This is a genomic window from Corynebacterium sp. Marseille-P4321 (assembly GCF_903645305.1).
Taxonomy (GTDB): domain Bacteria; phylum Actinomycetota; class Actinomycetes; order Mycobacteriales; family Mycobacteriaceae; genus Corynebacterium.
The window spans coordinates 441,381-463,174 of sequence record NZ_CAHJXO010000003.1 but is presented as its reverse complement, the minus strand read 5'-3'; the positions used below and the strand labels follow the sequence as shown (position 1 = coordinate 463,174).

The 21,794-nt window shown below is 64.6% G+C and carries 16 protein-coding genes and 1 tRNA gene; 6 read left to right on the top strand and 11 right to left on the bottom strand.

Annotated elements, in window-relative coordinates:
* Positions 1-6: 6 nt before the first annotated feature.
* Genes HWX32_RS10535 through HWX32_RS10510 form a run of 6 tightly spaced genes read right to left on the bottom strand, consistent with a single transcriptional unit; the run spans position 7 to position 8,600 of the window.
* Positions 7-918: a cutinase family protein gene (locus HWX32_RS10535; RefSeq protein WP_175935809.1), complete on the bottom strand. Its 912-nt coding sequence runs from the start codon at positions 916-918 to the stop codon at positions 7-9.
* A 19-nt stretch (positions 919-937) separates the two neighbouring features.
* Positions 938-4,201, bottom strand: coding sequence for an arabinosyltransferase domain-containing protein (locus tag HWX32_RS10530; RefSeq protein ID WP_368485909.1), 3,264 nt, complete (start codon positions 4,199-4,201; stop codon positions 938-940).
* A 10-nt stretch (positions 4,202-4,211) separates the two neighbouring features.
* On the bottom strand, positions 4,212-6,152 hold the full coding sequence (locus tag HWX32_RS10525; protein WP_175935808.1) for a galactan 5-O-arabinofuranosyltransferase: 1,941 nt from the start codon (positions 6,150-6,152) through the stop codon (positions 4,212-4,214).
* A 35-nt stretch (positions 6,153-6,187) separates the two neighbouring features.
* Positions 6,188-6,952, bottom strand: a complete 765-nt coding sequence (locus HWX32_RS10520) for a decaprenylphospho-beta-D-erythro-pentofuranosid-2-ulose 2-reductase (RefSeq protein ID WP_175935807.1) — start codon at positions 6,950-6,952, stop codon at positions 6,188-6,190.
* A gap of 9 nt (positions 6,953-6,961) precedes the next feature.
* The gene (locus HWX32_RS10515; RefSeq protein WP_075468394.1) at positions 6,962-8,353 is read right to left on the bottom strand and encodes an FAD-binding oxidoreductase; all 1,392 of its coding nucleotides are present in this window, start codon (positions 8,351-8,353) and stop codon (positions 6,962-6,964) included.
* Between the two features lie 19 nt (positions 8,354-8,372).
* Positions 8,373-8,600: a hypothetical protein gene (locus HWX32_RS10510; protein ID WP_175935806.1), complete on the bottom strand. Its 228-nt coding sequence runs from the start codon at positions 8,598-8,600 to the stop codon at positions 8,373-8,375.
* Between the two features lie 25 nt (positions 8,601-8,625).
* Between HWX32_RS10510 and HWX32_RS10505 the strand changes: the two genes are divergently transcribed.
* Positions 8,626-9,453: a hypothetical protein gene (locus tag HWX32_RS10505; RefSeq protein ID WP_175935805.1), complete on the top strand. Its 828-nt coding sequence runs from the start codon at positions 8,626-8,628 to the stop codon at positions 9,451-9,453.
* 11 nt (positions 9,454-9,464) lie between these two features.
* Positions 9,465-9,956: a GtrA family protein gene (locus HWX32_RS10500; RefSeq protein ID WP_242648284.1), complete on the top strand. Its 492-nt coding sequence runs from the start codon at positions 9,465-9,467 to the stop codon at positions 9,954-9,956.
* Here the strand turns inward: HWX32_RS10500 and HWX32_RS10495 are convergent.
* The gene (locus HWX32_RS10495) at positions 9,898-10,803 is read right to left on the bottom strand and encodes a glycosyltransferase (RefSeq protein ID WP_175935804.1); all 906 of its coding nucleotides are present in this window, start codon (positions 10,801-10,803) and stop codon (positions 9,898-9,900) included. The genes HWX32_RS10500 and HWX32_RS10495 overlap by 59 nt on opposite strands.
* Positions 10,804-10,863: 60 nt before the next feature.
* Between HWX32_RS10495 and HWX32_RS10490 the strand changes: the two genes are divergently transcribed.
* Positions 10,864-11,853 (top strand): endonuclease domain-containing protein, encoded by a 990-nt coding sequence (locus HWX32_RS10490; RefSeq protein WP_175935803.1) that lies wholly within the window; start codon positions 10,864-10,866, stop codon positions 11,851-11,853.
* Between the two features lie 117 nt (positions 11,854-11,970).
* Here HWX32_RS10490 and HWX32_RS10485 read toward each other — a convergent pair whose 3' ends face one another.
* Both HWX32_RS10485 and HWX32_RS10480 read right to left on the bottom strand, forming a co-directional pair.
* Positions 11,971-12,777, bottom strand: coding sequence for an ABC transporter ATP-binding protein (locus tag HWX32_RS10485; RefSeq protein WP_175935802.1), 807 nt, complete (start codon positions 12,775-12,777; stop codon positions 11,971-11,973).
* A gap of 9 nt (positions 12,778-12,786) precedes the next feature.
* Positions 12,787-13,674 carry an ABC transporter permease gene (locus tag HWX32_RS10480; RefSeq protein WP_254868405.1) on the bottom strand — a complete coding sequence of 296 codons (888 nt, stop codon included), beginning with the start codon at positions 13,672-13,674 and terminating at the stop codon, positions 12,787-12,789.
* 118 nt (positions 13,675-13,792) lie between these two features.
* On the opposite strand from HWX32_RS10480, the gene HWX32_RS10475 reads away from it, so the two are divergent.
* Positions 13,793-15,001 carry an aminotransferase class V-fold PLP-dependent enzyme gene (locus HWX32_RS10475; protein WP_175935801.1) on the top strand — a complete coding sequence of 403 codons (1,209 nt, stop codon included), beginning with the start codon at positions 13,793-13,795 and terminating at the stop codon, positions 14,999-15,001.
* Positions 15,002-15,019: 18 nt separating this feature from the next.
* On the opposite strand, the gene HWX32_RS10470 is transcribed toward HWX32_RS10475, so the two are convergent.
* Together HWX32_RS10470 and HWX32_RS10465 are read right to left on the bottom strand one after the other, a co-directional pair.
* Complete coding sequence (locus HWX32_RS10470) at positions 15,020-16,525, bottom strand: HNH endonuclease signature motif containing protein (RefSeq protein WP_175935800.1); 1,506 nt, start codon at positions 16,523-16,525, stop codon at positions 15,020-15,022.
* 81 nt (positions 16,526-16,606) lie between these two features.
* The gene (locus HWX32_RS10465) at positions 16,607-17,563 is read right to left on the bottom strand and encodes an NAD(P)H-quinone oxidoreductase (RefSeq protein WP_175935799.1); all 957 of its coding nucleotides are present in this window, start codon (positions 17,561-17,563) and stop codon (positions 16,607-16,609) included.
* 63 nt (positions 17,564-17,626) lie between these two features.
* Between HWX32_RS10465 and HWX32_RS10460 the strand changes: the two genes are divergently transcribed.
* Together HWX32_RS10460 and HWX32_RS10455 are read left to right on the top strand one after the other, a co-directional pair.
* A tRNA-Ser gene (locus tag HWX32_RS10460) sits at positions 17,627-17,711 on the top strand.
* A gap of 224 nt (positions 17,712-17,935) precedes the next feature.
* The gene (locus HWX32_RS10455) at positions 17,936-21,286 is read left to right on the top strand and encodes an SdrD B-like domain-containing protein (protein WP_175935798.1); all 3,351 of its coding nucleotides are present in this window, start codon (positions 17,936-17,938) and stop codon (positions 21,284-21,286) included.
* Positions 21,287-21,794: the final 508 nt, after the last annotated feature.

Sequence of the window (21,794 nt, the reverse complement as noted above, 5' to 3'; positions counted from 1 at the left end):
CCAAGGTTACAGGGGCAGTTCCTCCGGGACGGGCGGAACCGGAATCTGCACAGGGGTCTTTGAGCGTTCAATAATCCAGTTGGAAGCCTCGCGCTGCTGCGCCAGCGAGTAGCCGCCGTGTGCGTCGAAGCCGCCCCAGAGTCGGATGAAGGAATCCAGCCCCAGCTGGCGGTACAGCATGCGGAACTCGTTGAGCGGCACCTGGCCGTGGAGCATGTCTGTGCGCATCGCCGGGTCCACCACGCCTCGGTGCTCCGAGCGCATGGAGCACACCATGTCGTCCGGGCGGCAGATCTCAAGCACCCGCGGGCCGAGCACGCCGTAGCCGCCGGGCAGGGAGCCGAGCGAGCCGCGCGAGTGCGGGGAGGTGCCGTACGAAAGCACTGCGCCGTTGCCGCCCTGGTACGGGTTTGCAAACAGCGCAACGCCGGAAACGCGCTCCGGCGGGATGGGGCCGCGGCCAGCGGCGATGTCGCCGGTGAGACGCGCCGCGATATCGGCGCCGAGGGAGTAGCCGGTGAGGGAGAACTTCGCGTTGGGGCAAGAGCGAGCAAGCTTAGCGACGGTTGCCCGCGCCGTATTCAACCCACCCTGCGAAGCCTTCGGGTATTCCATGGTGGCGAACGGGAAAGACGGGTAGGACACGTACACCGGCTTGATGGCGCCGGCGGTGTTCGTGGAGGTGAGGATGCCCGTCATGAACACGTTGCCGCCGTGCGGCACGAAGTCCGGGATGCCCGGGACGGTGTTTCCGCCGCCCGGCATGGCAATCAGGTAGTGCGGGGAGCAGCCCTGCTGCTGCAGGAGAGCCCGCGGGTTCGGCACGACGGGCTGGGCCGAGGCGGCGGGTGCGGCTACGGCGGAGGTGGCAAGCGCGAGGGCGGCCCCGACAGCCGCCGCGATCTTCTTCAGTTTCATGGCAGCTGCCAGACTACTACTATTCGTCTGGATTTCTCACCTTCATGGGGCCGGGGGTGTAGAGGCCCCAGCGCGGCACGACGGTTTCCTCCACCTCGGCGAGCTTCGGAGCCTCGCCCACGGAGTTGGTGCGGCGCTCGTACTTCGCGATGGAACCCCAGTCGCGCTGCCAGTCATCCCGCAGGTAGCCGGGGATTTCATAGGAGTAGTTCACCGCCTCAGCCGGGGCGAGAGCGCCGCCGCCGAGGAAGTCCATGAAGCCGGAAAGCTGCTGCTTGCCCGGGGCATCCGGCATGATGCGGAACTCCGGGATTTCCGTCACACCCGCGTGGTGCAGGAACGGGCGCTGGCAGGGGTACTGGAACGCCACCGTCCAGTCCAGCAGACCCGGGGTGTCGGAGGAGAAGCGTGCGCCCAGCGGAATGAGCGTCGGGTTGCGCAGTGGGGTGACCGCCAGCCAGTCTTCCTCCGCCAGCGAAGTATCCTCCGCCGCGATGCGCACCACATCCGCGTCGTCGGGCAGCTCGGCGAGCGGGTAGCGCAGGTTGCGCCACAGCGGGGTCGGGCCCTGGTCCAGCATCTCTACTGAGCCGAGCTTTTCCACACTGCCGCCTTCGGACTTGCCGTACTCCAGCTTGAGCTCGCCGCCCTCTTGCTCGATGCCGTTGATGTCGTGGTGCGCGATGCGGCCGGCCACCGAAGTGACCAAAAGTGGCGCGTCTTCGCGGCGCTCCGGCAGCTCGAACCACACGGTTTCAAGGCGCGCGGACTGCGTCGGGGAGTCCTCGAACGTGCCCAGTACCGGCACCCGGTTGTAGTCCAGGTTGAACGGCAGGCGCACCGTCGAGCCGTTGACGCCGCGCATGGACGGCGGGCGGTTGCCCTGGGTGTTCACGCGGGAGGTGGACTGCGCTTCATCTGTGGTCGGATCCACCGCGTCCGCCTGCTCGTCGAGCATGTCGGGGGTGGACGAACCGTCGATGTTCAGCGAGTTCTCGGACGCGATGTACGCCGGCACACCGTCCGGGGTGAACCCGGAGTTCTCGCCGGCGTTCAGCGACTTGCCTAGCGGCACTCCGCCGACAGGGGTGAGGAAGGAATCGTTCGTGTCGGACTCCAGCAGAATCTCGCCGCCGAGCGCGCAGCTGTCGCCCTTGAAGGTCTTCACGTTGCCCATCCCCACCGAGTACGCAGGTGCCTGATCCACGAAAGACTTGACGAAGGTCAGGCAGCTAAACGCCACAATCAGCGCGGCGAAAACGGCGATGGGGGCGCTGGTCACGCCGGCCCACCGGGAGGCGTCGATAGGCTTCGGCCCCCGCAAGGACTGCACCACACCCACGAGGAACACCACCAGCGTGATGGCCAGCATGACCGTGTTCGCCTCAACACCGTTGAGCTGCACCGTGCGATCCCACCACGGCACCGCGAAGGAGGACACGTACCACCACGCGTTCCAGCCCGCGAGCGTGAGCGACATGAGGAAGCACACCGCGGCGAGTGCGAAGGTGCGGTTGCGGTTCGAGCGCAGCGCAACCTCCGAGAGCACCACCGAGCCCACGGCTGCGATCGCCGCGCCGAGGCCCGCGTAGATGCCGAAGTGGTGCGTCCACTTCGTCGGCGTGAACATAAGGAACAGCGACGCCAGGCCGAAGATGAGCATCATTCGGCGCAGCGTGCCGGTCGTGCGGCCCTGCTTCGCCATCGCCCACAGAATCAGGCCCACGCACATGAACACCACGAACATGGGGAAGCGGCGCGTCATCGAACCGTCCACCGTTTGCTCGAACAGCGTCGCGTAGCGCGACCACTCTTCGAACCAGTGCAGCGCCGGGCCGACTTCGGAGCGCACCGCGGTAGCTTCCAGAACCGTGGCCAGCGTCTGGTCCTTGAACACAGGAACCATCACGGCCATGCCCGCGCCGAGGAAGGGCGCGATGGAGGCGGCCATAGGGGCAATTGCTTGTCGACGCCGCGCGATCCCTAACACCGCAGGCAACGAGATTAAGAACACACCAACCGCGGCTAGGCCCGTCGGGCCGCACGCCAGGGTGAACGCCGCCGACAGGGTTCCCCACGCGGCAGGAGCAAGGCGGCCGGTGGCGATGGCGCGCTCGAACAGCGCCCAGGTCAGCGTGAGCCCGAGCGCGATGATCGGCTCCGGGCGGGTGCCGTTGTTGTACGGCAGCCAGAACGCCAAAAACACCAGTGCCGCCGTCCAGTACGCCACCCTGCGGCCGGCCACCGCGGGACCCAGCTTCGGCAGGATCTCGCGCGACAGGATCCACCAGGTCAAGATGCCTGCCAGAAGCGCCGGGATACGCATCCACATCGAAGCGGTGGACACGTGCGACAACAACGCCAGCACGTCGTAGAACGGGGAGCCGAAGGGCGCTTCCGGCACGCCGTACCAGCGGTAGTAGTTCGCCATGTAGTCCGTGTCCGCGGCCACGCGTGCCATGGTGAGCAGGAAGCCGTCGTCGGACGTGTTCGCGCCGAAGACGTGCCAGAACCCGAGCGTGACAAGCACCGCGAGATCAACGCCGGTAAAGGTGCGCCAGCGGTCGTTAAACGCCTTGAACTGGCGGCCGTCCAGCCGGTCCATACGCCGCAGCGCCCACAGGGAGATCAGGGCGAATATGAGCCCGGCCACCATCGCCAGCGTCTTCCAGATGGTCGGCGTGGAGGTAAACCGCGAGTTGATGGTGATGTCGGCGTGCAGGCCTTCGTCGATAAGCTCCTGCGATGCTTCCGGCTCAAGCTCGGTGTAGATGCCCGTGACCTGAGGGCGGTAGTCGTCCTCGCTGGTCTCGGAGTGCGAGGAGCCCGGGATAGCCACCGTCGTGCCCTCGTCGGTGAGCTTGATGCGCACCTTCGCCGTGTCGGGCAGCGCGCGCACCTCGGCGGCGGTGAGGTCAAGGAAGACCTCGTTGAGCGAGCTGACCACCAAGCCGCCGTCGGGCGAGGTGACGAACAGGCCGCGGTCCGTCGCCTCCGTCGAGGACTCCGGCAGCGTGGACATGACGAGCGTTTGGCCCTGGCGGACGCTGTCCACCGCGCGCACCGGCACCGTCACGTCGAGCTCCTGCGGCGCCAGGGAAATCAGCGGCGCATTCACTGAGTCCAGCGTGCCGCCCTGCGGCCACTGCACGCGCGATTCAGTCTGGTTCACCGGCAAAAACGGCACCAGCATGAGCAGGATGAAGCTGATAAGGCCCGCCATGATAGCGGTGGCCTGCAAGTTGCTCGGGGCGGTCCGGTTGTTACGTACTGCAGTTGTCACGGGCGATACCTTACTTCCCAGGCTTCCCGGATTCCGCAACGCGAACGGCGACAGCGAACGGGCCGATCTGCTTCACGTCCCACTCGGGGCCTTCGAAACCGGCCGGGTTGAACTCCACCGCTTCGTAGCGCACGTTCGGCTGGCTCGGGTAGATGTCGTGCGCAACGTGGGTCTTGTACATGCCGTCGCCGCCCACTTCGCCGCGGAAGATAAACGCTGCCGGGGCCTCCCACTTCGCCTCGTCCATGGCTCGAGTCATCGCCTTGCCCTTGTCTTTTTCGCCGCTGAGCTGCGCCCAGTGCACCAGTTCGTCGTTGCGCGGCTCGAACTCGCCCAACGGGTTCGCGTAGTGGCTGGTAAACGCGTTGTAGCCGTAGAAGGGGTTGTACGCCATGAAGTTAATCTCGTCGGTGTACACCACCGCCTCACCGCGCAGGTGGCCGTGCGACTCGATGTACTCGGTGACCTCGCCGTAGTACTGCGCCGCGTCCGGCGGGAAGCGGTCCGCGCGCTCGCCCGAGCCGTCTGTGTCACCGTAGGCCTGGTCGATGTACTTCTCGTTTTCCACCGGGATCTGCTGCACCATGTGCAGCGCACCCGCGCCCACAATGACCGCCATGGTCGTGGTCAGGATCTGATTGGTGCGCTCGCTGAAGCGCTCCGGGTAGAGGGACTCGATGCCCGCCAGGCGGAAATCCGCCACCGCAATCACACCGAGGGTGGCAAAGAGCAGCCCCACCAGCACCTCCAGGCGGAAACCGAGCAGCGAGGTGCCCAGCAGCGTTGCCGCCATGGACGCCATCGCCCATAGGTAGCACACCGCAATAGCCACACCCAGGGACGCGATCTCCGGCTCACGGAAGCGGGCGACGAGCTGGATCAAACCGAAGAGGCAGATAAGGCCAAGCAGTGAGAAAGAAAAGAACGGCATTGGCAGGTACGTGCCCTCGATGGGCAGGAAGTGGTTCGCGGCGGAGCTCGCCTCTTCGTCGCCCGTCAGCAGGCGGAAAATGTACGGGCCCCACGACACCGCTGCGATAGCTAGCGAGGTGAACCCAACCACCAACAGGTGGATCAGCGGCGTATGGGAGTGCTCGTGCACGAAGAACAGCACCACGGCGATCACCACTACCGTCAGTGCGGCGATGGCGGTGAACAGCGTGTAAAAACTCGCCGAGACGCCCAGGTACGCAGCGAGCGCCCACGTCGCGGCCCAGGAGCCGTTCAAGGCGTGGTACGCGCCAACTGCGGCCGCCGGAACGAACATGGCCACCACCGCGGCATACGGCTCCTCGGGGCACTCCATGAGCACGATCGTTGTGGTGACCACCGCGATAGCCGCGGCGGTGGGAAGTGAGCCGGTGAGTTTGCGCCAGATCGGAGTGAGCATCGCCGCAGCCGCGGCCAGGGTGACAAGCGCCCACGGCTGGTACACCTCCCAGCCCTGCATGCCCAGCACGTTCGCCATGCGACCGCCGAGCCAGAACCAGCCCATGGGGTAGAAAGTGGGCAGCCCCTTGTAGCTCATGTCCGCGTGGCTGGCCGTCTCCGTCATGCGGGAGAGGAACTGGGTGCGAAAGCCCTGATCCACCTGGATGCCGTCGAGCCACAGCCGGGTTGCGGCCAGTGGGATGCCCAGCGACGTGACCACCAACCCGGCTGGAACAAGGGCGAGCACAGCGGCGTTAAGCCAGCTTCGCCGCCCACGCGTCCACAGCACCGCCACCACCACGGCGAGAACGAGCAGGCCGCAGGAGAAGGCTGTCGCCAAAGCACGCGTGACCATAGAGGTGTTGAAGGCGGGCAGCGACACCGATTTCAGGATGAAGAAAGCCGCGAGCGCAAGAATGCCGCCGGCGAGACCGGCGGCAAGGGTGCGCCCGGCCACCGACGCGGCCGGGAGGTCGTCCGGGCGGTACTCGGTGGAGCGCACATCAACAGCAGTTGTCATGCGTCCTAGTCAAGCACACGCCCCGACGCGGGCGCCTAGAAGTTCAGCTTGCGCATGATCGGAGCCGGGATGCACTGCAACACCAGCGAGATGGGGGCGAACAGCTTGTGCACGAATACGGTGCGGTTGCCGTTCAAGGCGGCGTCGACAGCAGCCTGTGCAACCTCTTCCTTGTCCACCGTCAGCGGCGCCTCGTCGAGGCCCTCGGTCATCTTGGTGCGCACCTGGCCCGGGCGCACCACGGTGACGTGCACGCCGTCTTCTCGCAGCGCCTCGCCGAGCTGGAGGTAGAACCCGTCGATACCCGCCTTCGCGGCGCCGTAGACTAAGTTGGAGCGGCGCACGCGCATACCCGCCACAGAAGACAGGCCGATGATCGTGCCATGGCCCTGGCGCTTCATCTCCTGGCCCACCAGGACGGCAACAGACATCGGGGCGGTGAAGTTCATCTGCGCGGACTCGACCGCGGCGGCCTGGTCCTGCCAGAGCTGCTCCTGGTCGCCGAGGGTGCCGAAGGCGATCACGGCCACGTCGACGTCGCCGTCGGCAAACGCTGCTTCGATCACCGCAGGGTGGTCCGCGAAGTCGGTGGCGTCGAAGTCCACCAACCGCACGTGTCCTGCGCCGGCGCGCTGCACTGCGGCGATGGCGCCGTCGAGACGCGGCGAGTCCCCACGCGCGGCAAGAGTGACGGTGGGGTTGCCGCCGCGGGAGGCGAACTCCTCCACGATTGCCAACCCGATCTCAGAGGTGCCGCCGAGAAGCAGGATGTGCTGTGCTTGGCCTACTGCGTTGAGCATGTCGTTTCCTTAGTTCAGTTCGAGTCGACGGGACAGGTCAGAGGCGAACACCCCGGTGGGGTCGATCGCGCGGCGGGTTTCCAGCCATGCCGGAAGCTCCGGGTACATCTTGTGGAACTTCTCCGCCGACGTACGCGATTCTTTCGCCAGGTAGAGGCGGCCCCCGAACTCCATGACCTGGTCATCGAGGTGGTCGAGGAACTCGTTCAGGCCCGGGCGGATGGGGAAGTCCACGCACACGTTCCAGCCCTTCATCGGGTAGGAAAGCGGCGCGCGGTTGCCCTCGCCGAACAGCTTGAACACGTTCAGGGCGGAGTAGTGGCCGGACGCCTGAATGTCGTAAATGATGTCCTTGAACGGCTCAACGGCGTCGGTGGGCACCACGAACTGGTACTGCAAGAAGCCCTTGGAGCCGTAGCCGCGGTTCCACTCGCCGATGAGGTCCAGCGGCTGGTAGAACTGCGTGAGGTTCTTAATGTCGTTGCGGCTCGGCGCGCCCATCAGGTAGTACGCCTCGCCGATCGCCATGAGCGTGAGCTTGTTCATCGTCCAGGACGGGAAGACGTCCGGCACGGTGAGCAGCTGCGGGGCGTTGAACTTCAGCGGATCCTTCGCCAGCTTCGGCGCGTACTCCTTCAGCTGGTCCAGGGTGGCCAGGGAGCCGCGGGAGATGGTGGATCGCCCCGTCTTCGGGGGGCCGGAGATGGCGTCGAACCAGGCCGAAGAATAGGTGTAGTTCTTCTCGCTGCCGTCGGAGTGCGCCGCGATCGTCTCGTCGAGCGTGTCGGTGCGGTCGGTGTCCGAGATGAAGTAGGCCGTCTCCGTGAACGTCATCTGGATCCGGGCGCGCAGGATGATGCCGGTCAGGCCCATGCCGCCGACGGTGGCCCAGAACAAGGACCCGTCCGGGTCGTCGGAAGAACCATTCGGCTCGAGGTGAAGCACGCGCCCGTCGGCAACAAGCAGCTCCATGGACAACACGTGGTCGCCGAAGGAACCCGCGGAGTGGTGGTTCTTGCCGTGGATGTCGGGGCCGATCGCGCCGCCGATGGTCACCTGGCGCGTGCCGGGTAGCACCGGCACCCACAGGCCGTAGGGCAGCGCGGCCTTCATCAGCTGGTCCAGCGTCACGCCCGCATCAACGTCGACAATGCCCGTGTCCGGGTCGATTGCGTGGATGCGGTTCAGCGGCGTCATGTCGATAACCAGGCCGCCGCCGTTTTGCGCCGGGTCGCCGTAGGAGCGGCCCATGCCGCGGGCGATGACGCCGCGGCCGCCTTCAGCCGCCTGCGCTACGGCCGCGGCGATCTGCTCCACGTCCGGGGTAGAAAGCACGTCTGCAGTGGACGGGGCGGTGCGGCCCCACCCGTAGAGGGATTTCTTTTCAGTGCGTATAGGCATGCCCTCAACCCTAGTCAACCTAAAGGTCCATGATCGTACGAATCTCCGCGGGCAGCTCTTCTTGGCTGGAAATCACAGGACCGTCGTACTCGCGCAGCAGCTCGTAGATGCGCGTGCGGTCTTTGGAGTCCACGAACGGCATTTCCTCGGCCATGACGCGCACCATCCAGTCGGACAGGGGAGCGTCGACACGCTGCGCCGCTTCGTGGATCGCGTGCGGGTCGTCGCCTTTGTAATGCTTCCTCATGGCAATCAAGCCTATATTGGGCGCCATGTCCAGCACCCTTTACCAAGCAGACCACCTCGCGCCGGTGATCCGCCTCGTCGAGCGCCGCGCTGGCGCGACGTTGATGGTGCGCGTGAGCGTGGTCTCGGACGAGGTGGTGTACCGCTGGGTGGGCATCAACGAAACGGCCACCATCGGTGAGTGTTGCGAGGTGGTCGCCGCGGTTTTCGGCATCGACGGAAAGGTCGGGGCAGATGCGGGAAGAGAGCAATTGCTTATCGACGTCCTGACGGCCCCAGGCAGCGCCACCCACTTTTCCTACGGTCTTTGGTCCTTCGAGATGCAGCTGGCGGATACGTACCCGCGCGACGAATCCACCCCGCCTTCCGTCTGCGTCGCCGGCTCCGGGTCGTTTGGCAATACCCCGTTCAACCTGCGCGAAGTGAACGTCCGCCTCATCGGCGCCGACTACGTGGAAGGGGTGCGCGCCATGGTGCGCCCGGAGCTGCGCACGCTGGCGGCACGGGCACGCAACCACGACTTCTTCCCGCTGCTTCGCGCACTGGACATCGGCCGCGTCAGTCGAGTTGAGGGCGTGGATCGCGGCCGCCTGTCCGAACTGCCGGTGGAAACGGAGCTGCGCCAGCGCGACGCGTTCTGGTCCGTGGTGCTCGCCGAATCCTGCTGCGCCTCCGACCCGGAGGAGACAGCGCGCATCGCAGAGAGCATCATGGCGGGCCTGGGCTGGGAGGGTTTACGCGGCGCCGACATCCGCGCCCTTGCGAACACCTCCCTCACCGAGCTCGACGACATCGCAGGTGACCGGCCGCCCCTGGAGATGTTGGATGTCTTCCGGGAGCTCATCCGCGGGTAAGGTATCTGCCCGTGGCTTCTTCCCCTTTGATGAAACAGCTCGTGCCGTTCGTCATGATCGGTGTCGGCTGCGCCATCCTCGACTTCGGCATCACCTACCCGCTGCACGAGTACGCCGGCATGCAGCGCGAGGTATCTAAGGCCGTGGGCTGGGTATTCGGCACCACCGCCGCCTACCTGCTCAACTCGCGCTTCGCCTTCAAAGCACAGGTTGACGCGAAGAAGGCCTCCGCCGTCTTCCTCCTCTACGCGGTCACCTTCGCCGTGCAGATCGGCCTGTACCGCATCACCGACTCACCGCTTGCGGCGATGGGGCTTGAGAATCCGTGGAAGGACGCCGTCTCCTTCGTCATCGCTCAAGGCGTGGCCACGGTGACCAACTTTGAGCTGCAGAGGCATTGGATTTTTAGGCGGGAAACGAAGATCGTCGATAAGCAAATGCCCACTAGGGGCGACGAAAATCCTCCCGCGCCCCCCGCCGCAGTAACCTCAACCAGCGAATAAACTCGCGCGGATCCTTCCGCTCCACCAAGAAAAACCAGCCGAAACGCACCAGCTCCTGGGCCTGCATTTTCTTCATGCCGCGCTGATTAATGATGTAGCCGCGATTGCGGTACGTGAAAAACCGCTTCGACGGATTATCCGGAAACTGCGCGTGCGCGCGGCCGCCCATGATCGGGTGGAACTCCGCACTACCGTCCGGGTGCAGGTAAAACGTGGTCAGCGCCGTGCCGTAGTTCAGGCCGGATTGGGCCAGGCGACGGTGGTACTCCACCTCGTCGCCGCGGATGAACAGGCGGTAATCCGGCACGCCGATACGCTCCATCGCCTGCGCGCTGATCAGCGCCCCGTTGAACAAGCTGGCGTAGCGGGGCAGGAAATCGCCCTCCAACTCGTCCACGCGGCGGTGCCACACCGTGCCCTGGCGCAACGGGAACGCGAGGCGCTCCGGATCGTCGATGTTCGCCACCACCGGCGAGACCTCCGCCAGCTCGTGCTGCGCCGCGGTGCGGTAGAGGGTTTCCAGGACGTGCTCGTCGGCCGGGCGCCCGTCGTCGTCCGCGCACCAAATCGCGTCCGCCCCAAGCGCCAGCGCGTGCAAGAACCCGTACGCGAAACCGCCCGCCCCACCCAGGTTGGTCTTTGACTCCAGGTACACGCCGTTATCCAGCGCCTCGACCATCCCCCGGACCTCGTTCTCAGCGCCGTTATCCACCACAATCACCCAATCCACTGGGTGCGTCTGGCCCACCACTTGGGCCAGCGAATGCTTCAGCAGCTCCGCGCGCTTATGGGTGACAATCACCGCGGCCGTCGTCCCGTTCGGGTCCAGCTTCGTCATGGCTCTCATTGTGCCCTGCCGCGCCTACGAGGATGGAACCGGCGCGGGCCCCGCAGCGTCTAATCAGGCATGAGAGCGAAACCGCGCAACCTTTACAACGGCATGACGGTGGGCCCGGCAAACACCCTCTGGCTCGCCCACGAAATCCCCGCCGGGCTAAGCACCGTCCCCGTCAGCGACGCAGTGCACATGCTGGCCAGGGACACACCTACCGACGCCCAAGTAGCCGCCTGCGCCCGCCACCACCCCCACGGCATCCGCTATCGGGCGTCTGCCTTGTGCCGGGCCGCCGCCTTCGGCATCGAGCACCCCGAGATGGTCGTCCTCGGCTTCGGCGCCCTGGCCCTGTACGGCCTGCCATTCTTCGCCGACGGCACCGACACCGTGCTCATGGACCCCTCCTGCCGCCAGCACCAACCTGCCGGGCCCCGCACACCCGCCATTGTCCGCCGCGGCTGCGAACCGCGCCAAGCGTGGGACCTCACCCACGCCGGGATGCCGCTGCGCGCCGCCGCACCCGCCACCGCTTTGGTGCAGGCCCTGAAACTGGTGCACGCCAACCAGGTGACCTGGCCCGTCATCCAGCTCGACGACTACGACGCCCGCACCATCCGCGGCATCCAGCTCCTCGACAGCGCCCGCCGGTTCCTGGGCGTCGACCTCTCCGAAGTGCTGCGATGCGCCGAACAGGTGCTCAGCGTGCGCTGGATCTCCCACGTCATCGCCCGCTCCAGCCACCTCGCCGACTCACCGCGCGAGACCGAGATGCGCCTCATGCTCGGCTCGGTCGCGGACAAGCACGGCGTTACCCTGCACTGCCAAGTCCCGGTGCGCAAAGGCGACAAGATAATCACCACCTGGGACTTCGCCATTATCGAGGCCCGCATCGGCATCATGTACGACGGCGGCCACCACGGCGACCCGAAGCAGTGGGAGAGCGATAGCGCCATCACCCTGGCGCTCACCTCCATGGACTGGTGCCCTCTGCGGTTCACCCGGCAGACCTACCACACCGCGCCGGGGCTTGTAGACGAGAAGCTCCTGCGGTGGCGGGGTTAGGCTGGCTGGGCGGGCGGCTGGCTGGACAGATTTTGTTTTTGTTGTCACGGTGCTGGGGAAACGCGGCGTTTTGGACAGATTTTGTCCTCGGTGTCCAAACCATCCAAACCAACACCCCTAGAACGCCTGCTCGCTGCCGTCCCCATGGAACCGCTCCACCAAATCCGCGACGTAGGCGCCCGCTTCCGGGCCTTCGTAGGCTTCGACCACCTCGTGCACCAGCCCGGCCTCCCGGATTTCGCCCTTGTCCACCCACAGGGCGGTGTTGCACAGCTGGGCGAGGAAGTCGTTGGAGTGCGAGGCGAACACCAGGATGCCGGAGCGCTCCACCATCTCGGCCAGCCTTACGCGGGCTTTGGCCATGAAGGCGGCGTCGACAGCACCGATGCCCTCGTCCAGCAGCAGGATCTCCGGTTCGATGGAGGTGACCACACCCAGAGCCAAGCGCACGCGCATGCCGGTAGAGTACGTGCGCAGCGGCATGGAGAGGTAGTCGCCCAGCTCGGAGAACTCGGCGATCTCGTCCATTTTCGCCTTCATCTGCTTGCGGGTCTGGCCGAGGAACAGCCCGCGGATGATGATGTTTTCGTAGCCCGAGATCTCCGGGTCCATGCCCACGCCCAGGTCAAACACCGGGGCGACGCGGCCGCGCACGTCGGCGACGCCGCGGGTGGGCTCGTAGATGCCGGACAGCAGCCGCAGCAACGTCGATTTGCCTGCGCCGTTGTGGCCCACCAGGCCGACGCGGTCGCCCTCGCGCAGGTGCAGGTTAATGTCGCGTAGCGCCTCCACCACCACGGTGTTCGCGGCGTTTCTGCCGATGCGCCCGCCGGCGGAGGACATGACGGCCTTCTTCAGCGACCGCGACTTGGCGTCGAAGATGGGGAAGTCGACGCAGGCGTTGTAGGTGTCGATGGAGACCATAAGCCAACCTTAAACCCAGTAGGGAACGCGGAAGCGCATCTGCTTCATGGCGAACAGCGTGACTAGAAGGCCAATCACGGTGCACACGAGGACCACCAGCCAGTGGTAGCCGGCGACCTCTTGGCCGATCAGCGGGGCGCGAACGATTTCCAAATAGTGGTACAGCGGGTTGATCTCGGCCAGCAGGGCGCGCTGGGCCACCTCGCCGCCCTGTTCCTTAAGGGTTTGGGTGGTCCAGACGATGGGGGTGACATAGAACAGCAGCTGCACTAGAGCTTCGAGCAGCGGCGCGACGTCGCGGAAGCGGGTGGCGATGATGCCGAACAGCATGGTCACCCACACCCCGTTCACCACAAGCAGCAGCAGCCCGGGTATCGCCCACAGAACATTGAAGCCCAGGTGGATGCGGAAGATCAGCACAAGTAGCAACCAGATCACCATGTTGTGGGCGAGGAACAGCAGCTGGCGCCACACCAGGCGGTACACGTGCACAGACAACGCGGAGGGCAGTTGTTTGATCAGGCCTTCGTTTTCAATGAATACGTTGGCGCCGTCTTTGATGCACCCGGAGATGAACCCCCACACGATGAAGCCGACGGTGACGTGGGGCAGGAATTCCGCCACGTCGATTTGGAACAGCATGGAGTACAAAAGGCCCAGCGCAAGCGACATGACGCCGGTGGCGATGGTGATCCACAGCGGCCCGAGTGTCGAGCGCCTATAGCGCTGCTTGATGTCTTGCCATCCGAGTTGGAGCCAGAGTTCGTGTTGGCGCCATCCGTTGACAAGGTCGGCGAAGGCCCTCCGCAGCGTCTTGGACTGCGAAGCTGGGGTGTTTTCGCCGGCTTCGGAGGTCATCCGGGCGACGTCGGCGCGCAGCTGTTCCACATTGTGCACGGCCCTTACCCTAGCGCCCGGGGCCTGGTTTTCCGTGATTCGCGCCCGGAGCTGGTGGTGTGCGCGCTTGAGAGGGGCCGTGCATAATTGGGCGGGTAGAGCGGGAAGGAGGTTGGCCGTGGCGTTTGATGTGTGGGGTGTGCGGGGGTTGTACACATCGCTTGGCGACGGTTGGACCTACCTGAACGCCAACGCCCACCCTCAGGTTCCTGAGAAGGTGGTCAGCGCGGTGGCCCGCAGTTTCCGCACCGCGAATGTGGTGGCGCCGCCGGAGCCGGTGGGTAGCCACGTGCGGCAAGCCCCTGGGGAGACGGAGGGCGCGGCCTGTATTACTGCGGCGAGGGCTGCCGTGGCGGATTTGGCTGGTGTGCGCCCGGCGCAGGTGGTGCTGGGCCCGAGCTTAAGTGTGTTGTACGCGGCGTTGGCGCAGGCGATGCGGCCGATGTTGCGCCGTGCGTCGTCGATAGTGTTAAGCCCTCTGGAGCGCCCGGAGCTTGCCGCGCAGCTGGAGCGCATCCCGGCTGAGGCGCGCCGGGTGCACGCAGACTTGGCCACGGGCGATGTGCCGGCGTGGCAGTACCGCGAGGTGGCGGACGGTTCGACGCGCCTGGTGTCGCTGCCTGCAGTACACGCTGAGCTGGGCAATGTGCTTGCGGTAGCTGAGATCGCGGAGGCGGTGCGTGATGTGTCGAGGGCATGGTTGCTTATCGACGCCTCCGGGTACCTCCCTTACCGCTCCCTCGACCTGGAGAAGCTTGGCGCCGATATCGCCGCGGTGGATCTCGCGCAGCTGGGTGGCCCGGACGTCTCCGCCTTGATCTTCCGCGATGAGGCGATGTTCAACCGGCTCGATATGTCCGCACTCGAGCTTGCGGTGTCGCCGGGACTTGCCGGTGGCGTACCGGCCGTGGTGGACCATTATGCGGGGTTGGTGGAATGGGGTGCCGGGAGGGCGTCGAGAAGCAAAAAGCTCAAAGCCTCCATGGGTGAGCTGGAGGCCTACCTCAACGGGCTGCGCGACGACCTGCACTTTTACCTCGGCACCTTGCCGGCCGTGCACATCGTCGGTGTGACCGGCGAGGCGGCGGCGGACGCGAAGGTGGACCGCGTGGCGCGGCTCGCGTTCGGCGTGGTGGGCGTGCCCGCGGACACCGTGCAGCGCCGCCTGCTCGCCAACGGGATCGTGGCCACGCGCACGCCCGAAAGCCCGCTGCTGGAGGAGATGGGCGTGGCCGAAATGGGCGGCGCGGTGACGGTCGCGCTCGCGCCGTTTAATACGCACGGCGACATTGAGCAGCTCGTGCGCACGGTGGCGTCGCTGGCCTAACCCGCGGGCTCGGGCAGGTTAGAACGGTGGCCCGTCTGGGCCGAGGGGAAAGCTCGGGGGAAACAGGGGAGGATCGCTCGCAGCACCCACGGGTGCCTTGCGCTCGCGGTGTCGAAGTTTGTAGCCGGGGGAGTCGGTGTGGCCTTGGGTCATGTTGATGTGGGGGCGCGTGCCTGGGCGATGTTGCACGCCCACTTCCCCGGTGTCGGGGTCGCGCTCGAGGTGGCGGCGGTTGTCGCTGCCGTCGCGGGCGTCATTGTTTGCCCGGTGGTGGGTCCGGCACACCCCGATGAGGTTGTGCAGGTGAGTGTCGCCTCCTTGGGCGTGGGCGAGGATGTGGTGGATCTCCAGCTCTCCCATTGGTTTGGTGCAACCCTCCCAGGCGCACACACCTTGCAGGGCCAAGAGTGCGATGCGCTGGTGCACCGACGCGAGCCGGGTGCGTCCCAGCGAGATGGGCAGTCCCGTGACCCGGTCGAGTTGGAGCACGAAGTCTTCCGCGCCGCCTACCCCGAGACGCATCAGTTCCGTCGCATCGAGGGAGATGCCGGTGTTGGTGAGGAACTTGGTGGTGTGGTCTGCGTCCGCGAGGTCATCCATGGTGAGGGCCAGCACCAGCGATGCGGCACCCCGGCGCTGGCTGGTCTTGTGCTTGTCCCAGTTCTGCAGGATGTTGATCAGCTCGTCGTGGCGACGCTGGCTGGGGCTGCGGTAATCGCGGGCCCCTGCCTCGTCCAGCTCATCCTTGTTCGGGAGGTTGCTGTTCGCGGCGAGGCCGTGGTTAAGAAGGGCGAGCATGAGCGCCCCGAACCCGCTGGTCGTGCGGATGTGGATGTCGCAGGCACCTGTGGATTCGTCGTCCTTGACGGTGACGCCACGCTGGTCCCATGCGGCGTTCGGGTCGGAGGTCTTGTGTTTGCGGTTCGCGTTGGCGACCAACCGGTTGACGTACTTCCGCAGGTCTTCCGGGGTGCGCACCTGTGCTTGCTCGGTGGCTTTCTCCAGGATCTCAGCGCGTTCGCCTTGTGCGCAGGCGAGCAGGTCTTTCAGGGCGCGATCGATGATCTTCATCTTCTCTTCGTTGAGGCGCTTCGCGTGGTTGCGCGCCCGGCGTTGCCTCTCGGCGGCTTCCTCCGCATCTGCGTCGCGGTCATCCTGGTCGAAGTTGAACCCCGGTTCCTCGTCTGCGTTTCCAGGGTCGTCGGGGCGCGGGGGAGGCGGTGGCGCGTACAGGTCGCGGCCCCGCGAGATGCGCGAGTACGCCTCGGCTGCCGAGATTCCGAGGCACTCTCTCAAGTACTCCGATGCGTAGGGGGAACCGACCTCGCGCCCAGCATCGTCGCGCTCGCAAACAAAAGCGAACAATGCGTCCAACATCGACTTCTGGGCGACAATCTTTTCGAGTCGTTCGAAGGCATCCCTCAAGCCGTGGAAGTCGACGAGCGAAGGGTCCTCGCACACCGCAAGCAGTGCGCTGATGCCGGACTCAATCGAGTCGACGTGCGCCGAGACTTCGGTAGCCATGAGAACCCCCCCTTCGCGTGAACTAAATCAAATGATACCCAACGCTTGTTCGACCGTCAAGAGTTTTTTCGAAAAAAGTTCCTACACCGTCAGGACGATCTTCCCGGTGTTGTCGCCGGAGTCCATCAGGTCATGCGCCTTCGCAACCTCGGCCAACGGGAACGTTGCCGTGATATTGGGCGTGATTTGACCGTTTTCGATCAACGGCCACACGTTTTCTACCGTGCTGCGAACAATCGCCGCCTTCATCGGGCGGGGGCGGGCGCGCAGTGTGGTGGCGGTGACGGAGAGACGCCGCGGCATCATGCGGCCGAGCGAAAGCGTGCCCTTCGGCCCGCCCTGCACCGCGATGACGATGAGGCGGCCGTCGGTGTTGAGCGTCTTGATGTTCTGCTCTAGGTACGGCCCGCCGACCACATCCAGGATGATGTCCGCCCATCCCTTGAGCTCCTCCGCGAAGTCCTGCTCCTTGTAGTTGATCAGGATGTCCGCGCCGAGCTCGCGGCAATACTCGAGCTTTTCGACGCTTCCGGCAGTGACCGCAACCTCGCAGCCCAGGGCCTTGCACAGCTGGATGGCGAAGCTGCCGATGCCGCCCGAGCCACCGTGGATAAGCACCTTGTCGCCCGCCTGCATCCCGGCCGTCATGCCCAGGTTCGACCAGACGGTGCAGGCGACCTCTACTACGCCGGCGGTTTCCTCGACGGTGAGGTTCTTCGGGATCGGCGTGAGCTGACCTTCGGGGACCGCGACGTACTCGGCGTAGCCGCCGCCGGCGAGCAGGCAGCCGACCTCTTCGCCTTTCTCCCGACCGGTGGTGCCCGGGTCCTCGATCACGCCCGCGCACTCCAGACCGATGATCTCGGACTCGCCCTTCGGTGGCGGGTACTTCCCCTCCGCCTGCACGAGGTCACCGCGGTTCACACCGGCGGCGGAAATTTTGACGAGCACCTCGCCGTCGTTAATCGTGGGCTCTGGGACTTCAGTGAGCGCGAGCGAGCGGGGGTTGTCTGCATCTGTGACTGTGATTGCCTTCATGCCTGTTTAGGGTAGTGGGGTTTTGGCTTGTACAGTGTGAATGTCGCTGCCAAGCAGTGGCACGGAGACGTGGCAGAGCGGCCGAATGCACCGGTCTTGAAAACCGGCGAGGTTCATCCCTCCGCGGGTTCAAATCCCGCCGTCTCCGCTTTTTCTTTTGGGGGCTTTTGCTTATCGACGACTACCTACGCCTGCACAATGTGAAAGTTCCTTAATACCAGGCCAGCGCCACGACAGCGAGATTCTAAGTAATTCTGCAACACTGGTCAGCTTGAGTTTACGGTGACAGTAATCGCCGCAATTGTTACCGTGTCACCTGTCATTCATAGTGGGCAATTTATATTCCAAGAAGGGAAGGAACTGATTCTTTTTATGTCGTCCCGTCAGACACGCAGGAGCTTCACCGCACTTGTCAGCGCCGTGGCCATCGCCTGCGGCAGCGCCGTCGTAGCGACGCCGTCGGCGAATGCTGTCGAGTTGCCAGAGCAAACCCAGGGGGGAGGTACGGCGCAATCCCAAGGCAACACCGAGGGTTATTTCACTTTCCGTAACGGTGCCTACGAAGTGCAGGCGAAAGTAGTGCCGGCTCCTGGCGTGACTACTGGTAATGGGCTACCCAACCTATACCTGCAGAGTGGGAATGAGAACGCTGACACTGCCCAGCACGCAGGTTCTTCCGCGGAGAACTCAATGTTCGACCCCGGGATGGCAATCGACGATGTGGCCTCGTTCGGATTGCGCGCAGGAGGTGGGGTGTGCGGGGATCTGAACTTCAGCGGTTTATGCGATCAACCGCTTGGCACGCTCACGTTGATCTTCCCGCACACCGTGGCTGATCCCGTTCTGGATATTTCAGCGCTCGGCGGCTACGGGATGTACTACTTCCGTAACCCCCGGTTGGAATACAACAACGAAATTGACGTTCGAGGTAGCTACCTCGCCCAGGTTTGGGACATCACCTCGGATGGGATCACCTTCTCGAAACCATCCGATAAGTCCACCAACCTGGTTGTCTCCGAAGATGGTAAGCGCCTGCAAACTAAGGAAATCCGTGCAACGGGTCAATGCGACCTATCGAACCCTGGGCCGTTTGACACCTCCACGGGCCAAATGATCACCGACAGCCAAGCCCCTGCCGGCTGTGGCTCTGTCAAACTCAATGGCACCTTCAAGGAAGTCACGTTTGAGATCCGGGAGCAGGTCCAACCGATGGTGTTCGCGCACGAGCGCATTCCGGTTCCGTTCAGTGCGGGCTGGAATAGGAACCAGGATTGGCGCCCCGGAACGGTTGAGCGGCCTCAGGATCGAGATCTGATTGATCTCAGCAGGTTCTCCGTGCGCGTGCAGGGGGACATGGGTGACGCCCCATCGACCTACGATGAGGAAGGTGGCCCGATCCATGTTGTGGGAGATCTGAGCATTGGAGCCGGTGTCACTGCAGACGCGACCAGCGAAGTGTCCCCCAAGGTTTCTCCGAACCAAAGCGAAAACGCAGATGGCGACACGGACGACGGTCTCACGCAGGTTCCAACTCTCCAGGTTACGCGGTCGAACGGGGTATCCACTCGCGAGGATTACACGATCTCGTTCCCGGTAACGGGAGTGGGCCAAGGTGCTGCTGTAAGCGCGTGGCTTGATTTGAACGGTGACGGAAAGTTTAATGCCGCCGAGGTTCAGCAAGCCACTGTTTCACAGGATGGGGATGTCAAACTGACATGGCCTGCAGCCACCTCGCAGTTCCCCGACTCGGTGCCTTCGAACACTTTCCTTCGCATCCGAGTAGCGCACGACGCTGATCAGATCGATACCCCGAACAGCTTCGCTGCGTCGGGCGAGGTGGAGGACTACCCGGTTACGGTTTCGGTCAAGGATGCCCCGACCACTCCGCCTGCTCCCCCGACAAGCGACAGCACTCCTACCAGCCCGGCAGGATCCACCACACCTCCCGCAACCCCGTCAGAAACCATCACAGTCACCTCGACCACAACGGAGACAGAGGACTGCGGTTGCATCCCGACGACGGTCACCGAAGAGGCGACCAAAACTCAAACCGTGACCGAAAAGGCCACCGTTACCGAAATCCCAAACCCGGGCACGGTCACGGAGACGGTCACCAAGACCACCACCCTGAAGCCCGCCGAGCCCCCCACCCCCGCCGAGCCCACCAAGACCGTTACTATCGGCGACCGCGTCTGGGAGGACGCCAACAGCGATGGTGAGCAGGGCGAGGATGAAGGCATCTCCAACGCCATCGTCCGCATCACGGATCCGGAGGGCAAGACCTTCACCACTGCCACCGACGAGAACGGCTACTGGACCATCGACCGCCTCACCCCGGGCGTCGAGTACACGGTCGAGTACCTCACTCCTGGCGGATTCAAGCCGGCAGACCTGCCGGAGGGCTGGACTGTCACAAAGGAAGGCAACGTCACCACCAAGGTCACGTTGGAAGAGGACGACTACGATTACGACCTCAAGGTCACCCCGGTCAAGCCCAGCACCGTAGGCGACCGTGTCTTCATCGACACCAACAACAACGGCATCGACGACAACGAGCCGGCTGTGCCGAACGCCGTCGTCCGCATCTCGCGCGAGGGCGAGCCGACTCGCACCACCGCTACGGATGAGAACGGCGTGTGGTCCATCGAGGGCCTCACGCCAGGCGTTGATTACGAGGTCACCTACATCATCCCGGAGGGCTTCGAAGCGTCCACGCTCATCGACGGCTTCACGCACCCCGAGGGCTCCAACCAGGTCAACGCCACCGTCACGCTCAAGGAGGGCGAGACGAACAACGACTACGACCTCGGCCTGAAGCCGGTAACTCCGGTCACCCCACCGGAGCAGCCGGGCTCCATCGGCGGCTACATCTGGATCGATGCAAACGATAACGGCAAACAGGATGAAGGCGAGGAGGGCCGCGAGGGCCTCGTCGTCCGCGTGATCCCGCCAACTGGCGTGGAGGAGCCGGTACGCCGCACAGTTACGGATAACGACGGACGCTGGAACGTCACCGGTCTCACTCCGGGCGTGGAGTACATCGTCGAGTACGTGCTCCCCGGTGAAGAAGAGCCGGCTCGCACCCCAGTAAAGATCGATCCCAAAAACCCGAACTTCGAGTTCGAGAATGGATTCGGGTGGAATGAGGGCTCTTCTCAGCCAACGGTGACCACCACTGTCAAGGAGACGGAAACCAAGGTCGCCCCCACCACCATCGCAACGGAACCTGGCGGGTCGGACTTCCTGGAGAAGTGCGTGGCCAACGCCACCAAATCCCCGTTCCTCTACCTGGTACCGGTGGCATTCCTCGGTGTGATCGGCGGGGAATTCGCCCGCCCGTACTTCGCTGCGATCAACGAGCAGCTCGCGCGCGCAAATGCAGAATTCCAGGCTGCCATCAACCGCAATACCCCGGATTGGGGCCACGGCGGTCGCGGCGTGGACCGCGAGGATCCGTTCGCGGAACTGCGCGCTCAGATCGCTGCCGCCAACCGCGAAATCCAAGGCATCGCCGCGGACCCGAACATCCAGCGCCTCGGTACCGCGGCCGCAGGAATCTTCGGTCTCATCGCTGCTGGCACCATCATCTACGACTGGTGCTCCAACGAACCCGGTGAAGCAAAAACCGCCATCGGCAGCTCCGAGGCAGGCGATAAGCCCGGCACCACCACCGCCACTTCCTCCACTGAGCCGACCGTGGCCAACGCTACGAGGCGCTCCTAACCTTTAGCTCTCCACCCCGCCGCCGCATCCAGCGGTCGGCGGGGTTTCGCTTTGGGCCATTGCTTCTCGACGCCTCCAGCTCCACCCTTTCCCCACGGGGGAACTAACGGGGGTGCTGGTTCTTAAGCTTGCCCAGCATCTTTATTGGTCACATGTAGGCGATTGCCTGGGGGGATTGAGAAGTGCATGGCATAGCTGAGAAAAGGCTGCTCACAGGCTGGATCGCACTTGTGTAGGGGCGCGTTGACGCTGGCAAACGGGACTACCCTCGGGGCCATCCCCGCGGTTGCGGTTTGGCCACGGGACCTCTCTGTCCATCGCTCTGCAAACATCTGGAGGTTCTTCATGAGCGAAAACATGAAATCCCGGCAGAACCGGGTCCGCCGAAGCATCACAGCCCTAGTGAGTGCGGTGGCGCTGGCGTGCGGCACGACGGCGGTTGTGGCGCCGCAGGTCGTCTCAGTGGCAAATGCTGCTGACACGGACCAAATCTGGGACGACATTGACG

What these genes read in the sequence shown, in the direction of transcription:
- HWX32_RS10535 (WP_175935809.1), bottom strand. Translation starts at nt 918, where the DNA reads ATGAAACTGAAGAAGATCGCGGCGGCTGTCGGGGCCGCCCTCGCGCTT.
- HWX32_RS10525 (WP_175935808.1), bottom strand. Translation starts at nt 6,152, where the DNA reads ATGACAACTGCTGTTGATGTGCGCTCCACCGAGTACCGCCCGGACGAC.
- HWX32_RS10520 (WP_175935807.1), bottom strand. Translation starts at nt 6,952, where the DNA reads ATGCTCAACGCAGTAGGCCAAGCACAGCACATCCTGCTTCTCGGCGGC.
- HWX32_RS10515 (WP_075468394.1), bottom strand. Translation starts at nt 8,353, where the DNA reads ATGCCTATACGCACTGAAAAGAAATCCCTCTACGGGTGGGGCCGCACC.
- HWX32_RS10510 (WP_175935806.1), bottom strand. Translation starts at nt 8,600, where the DNA reads ATGAGGAAGCATTACAAAGGCGACGACCCGCACGCGATCCACGAAGCG.
- HWX32_RS10505 (WP_175935805.1), top strand. Translation starts at nt 8,626, where the DNA reads ATGTCCAGCACCCTTTACCAAGCAGACCACCTCGCGCCGGTGATCCGC.
- HWX32_RS10495 (WP_175935804.1), bottom strand. Translation starts at nt 10,803, where the DNA reads ATGAGAGCCATGACGAAGCTGGACCCGAACGGGACGACGGCCGCGGTG.
- HWX32_RS10490 (WP_175935803.1), top strand. Translation starts at nt 10,864, where the DNA reads ATGAGAGCGAAACCGCGCAACCTTTACAACGGCATGACGGTGGGCCCG.
- HWX32_RS10485 (WP_175935802.1), bottom strand. Translation starts at nt 12,777, where the DNA reads ATGGTCTCCATCGACACCTACAACGCCTGCGTCGACTTCCCCATCTTC.
- HWX32_RS10470 (WP_175935800.1), bottom strand. Translation starts at nt 16,525, where the DNA reads ATGGCTACCGAAGTCTCGGCGCACGTCGACTCGATTGAGTCCGGCATC.
- HWX32_RS10465 (WP_175935799.1), bottom strand. Translation starts at nt 17,563, where the DNA reads ATGAAGGCAATCACAGTCACAGATGCAGACAACCCCCGCTCGCTCGCG.
- HWX32_RS10455 (WP_175935798.1), top strand. Translation starts at nt 17,936, where the DNA reads ATGTCGTCCCGTCAGACACGCAGGAGCTTCACCGCACTTGTCAGCGCC.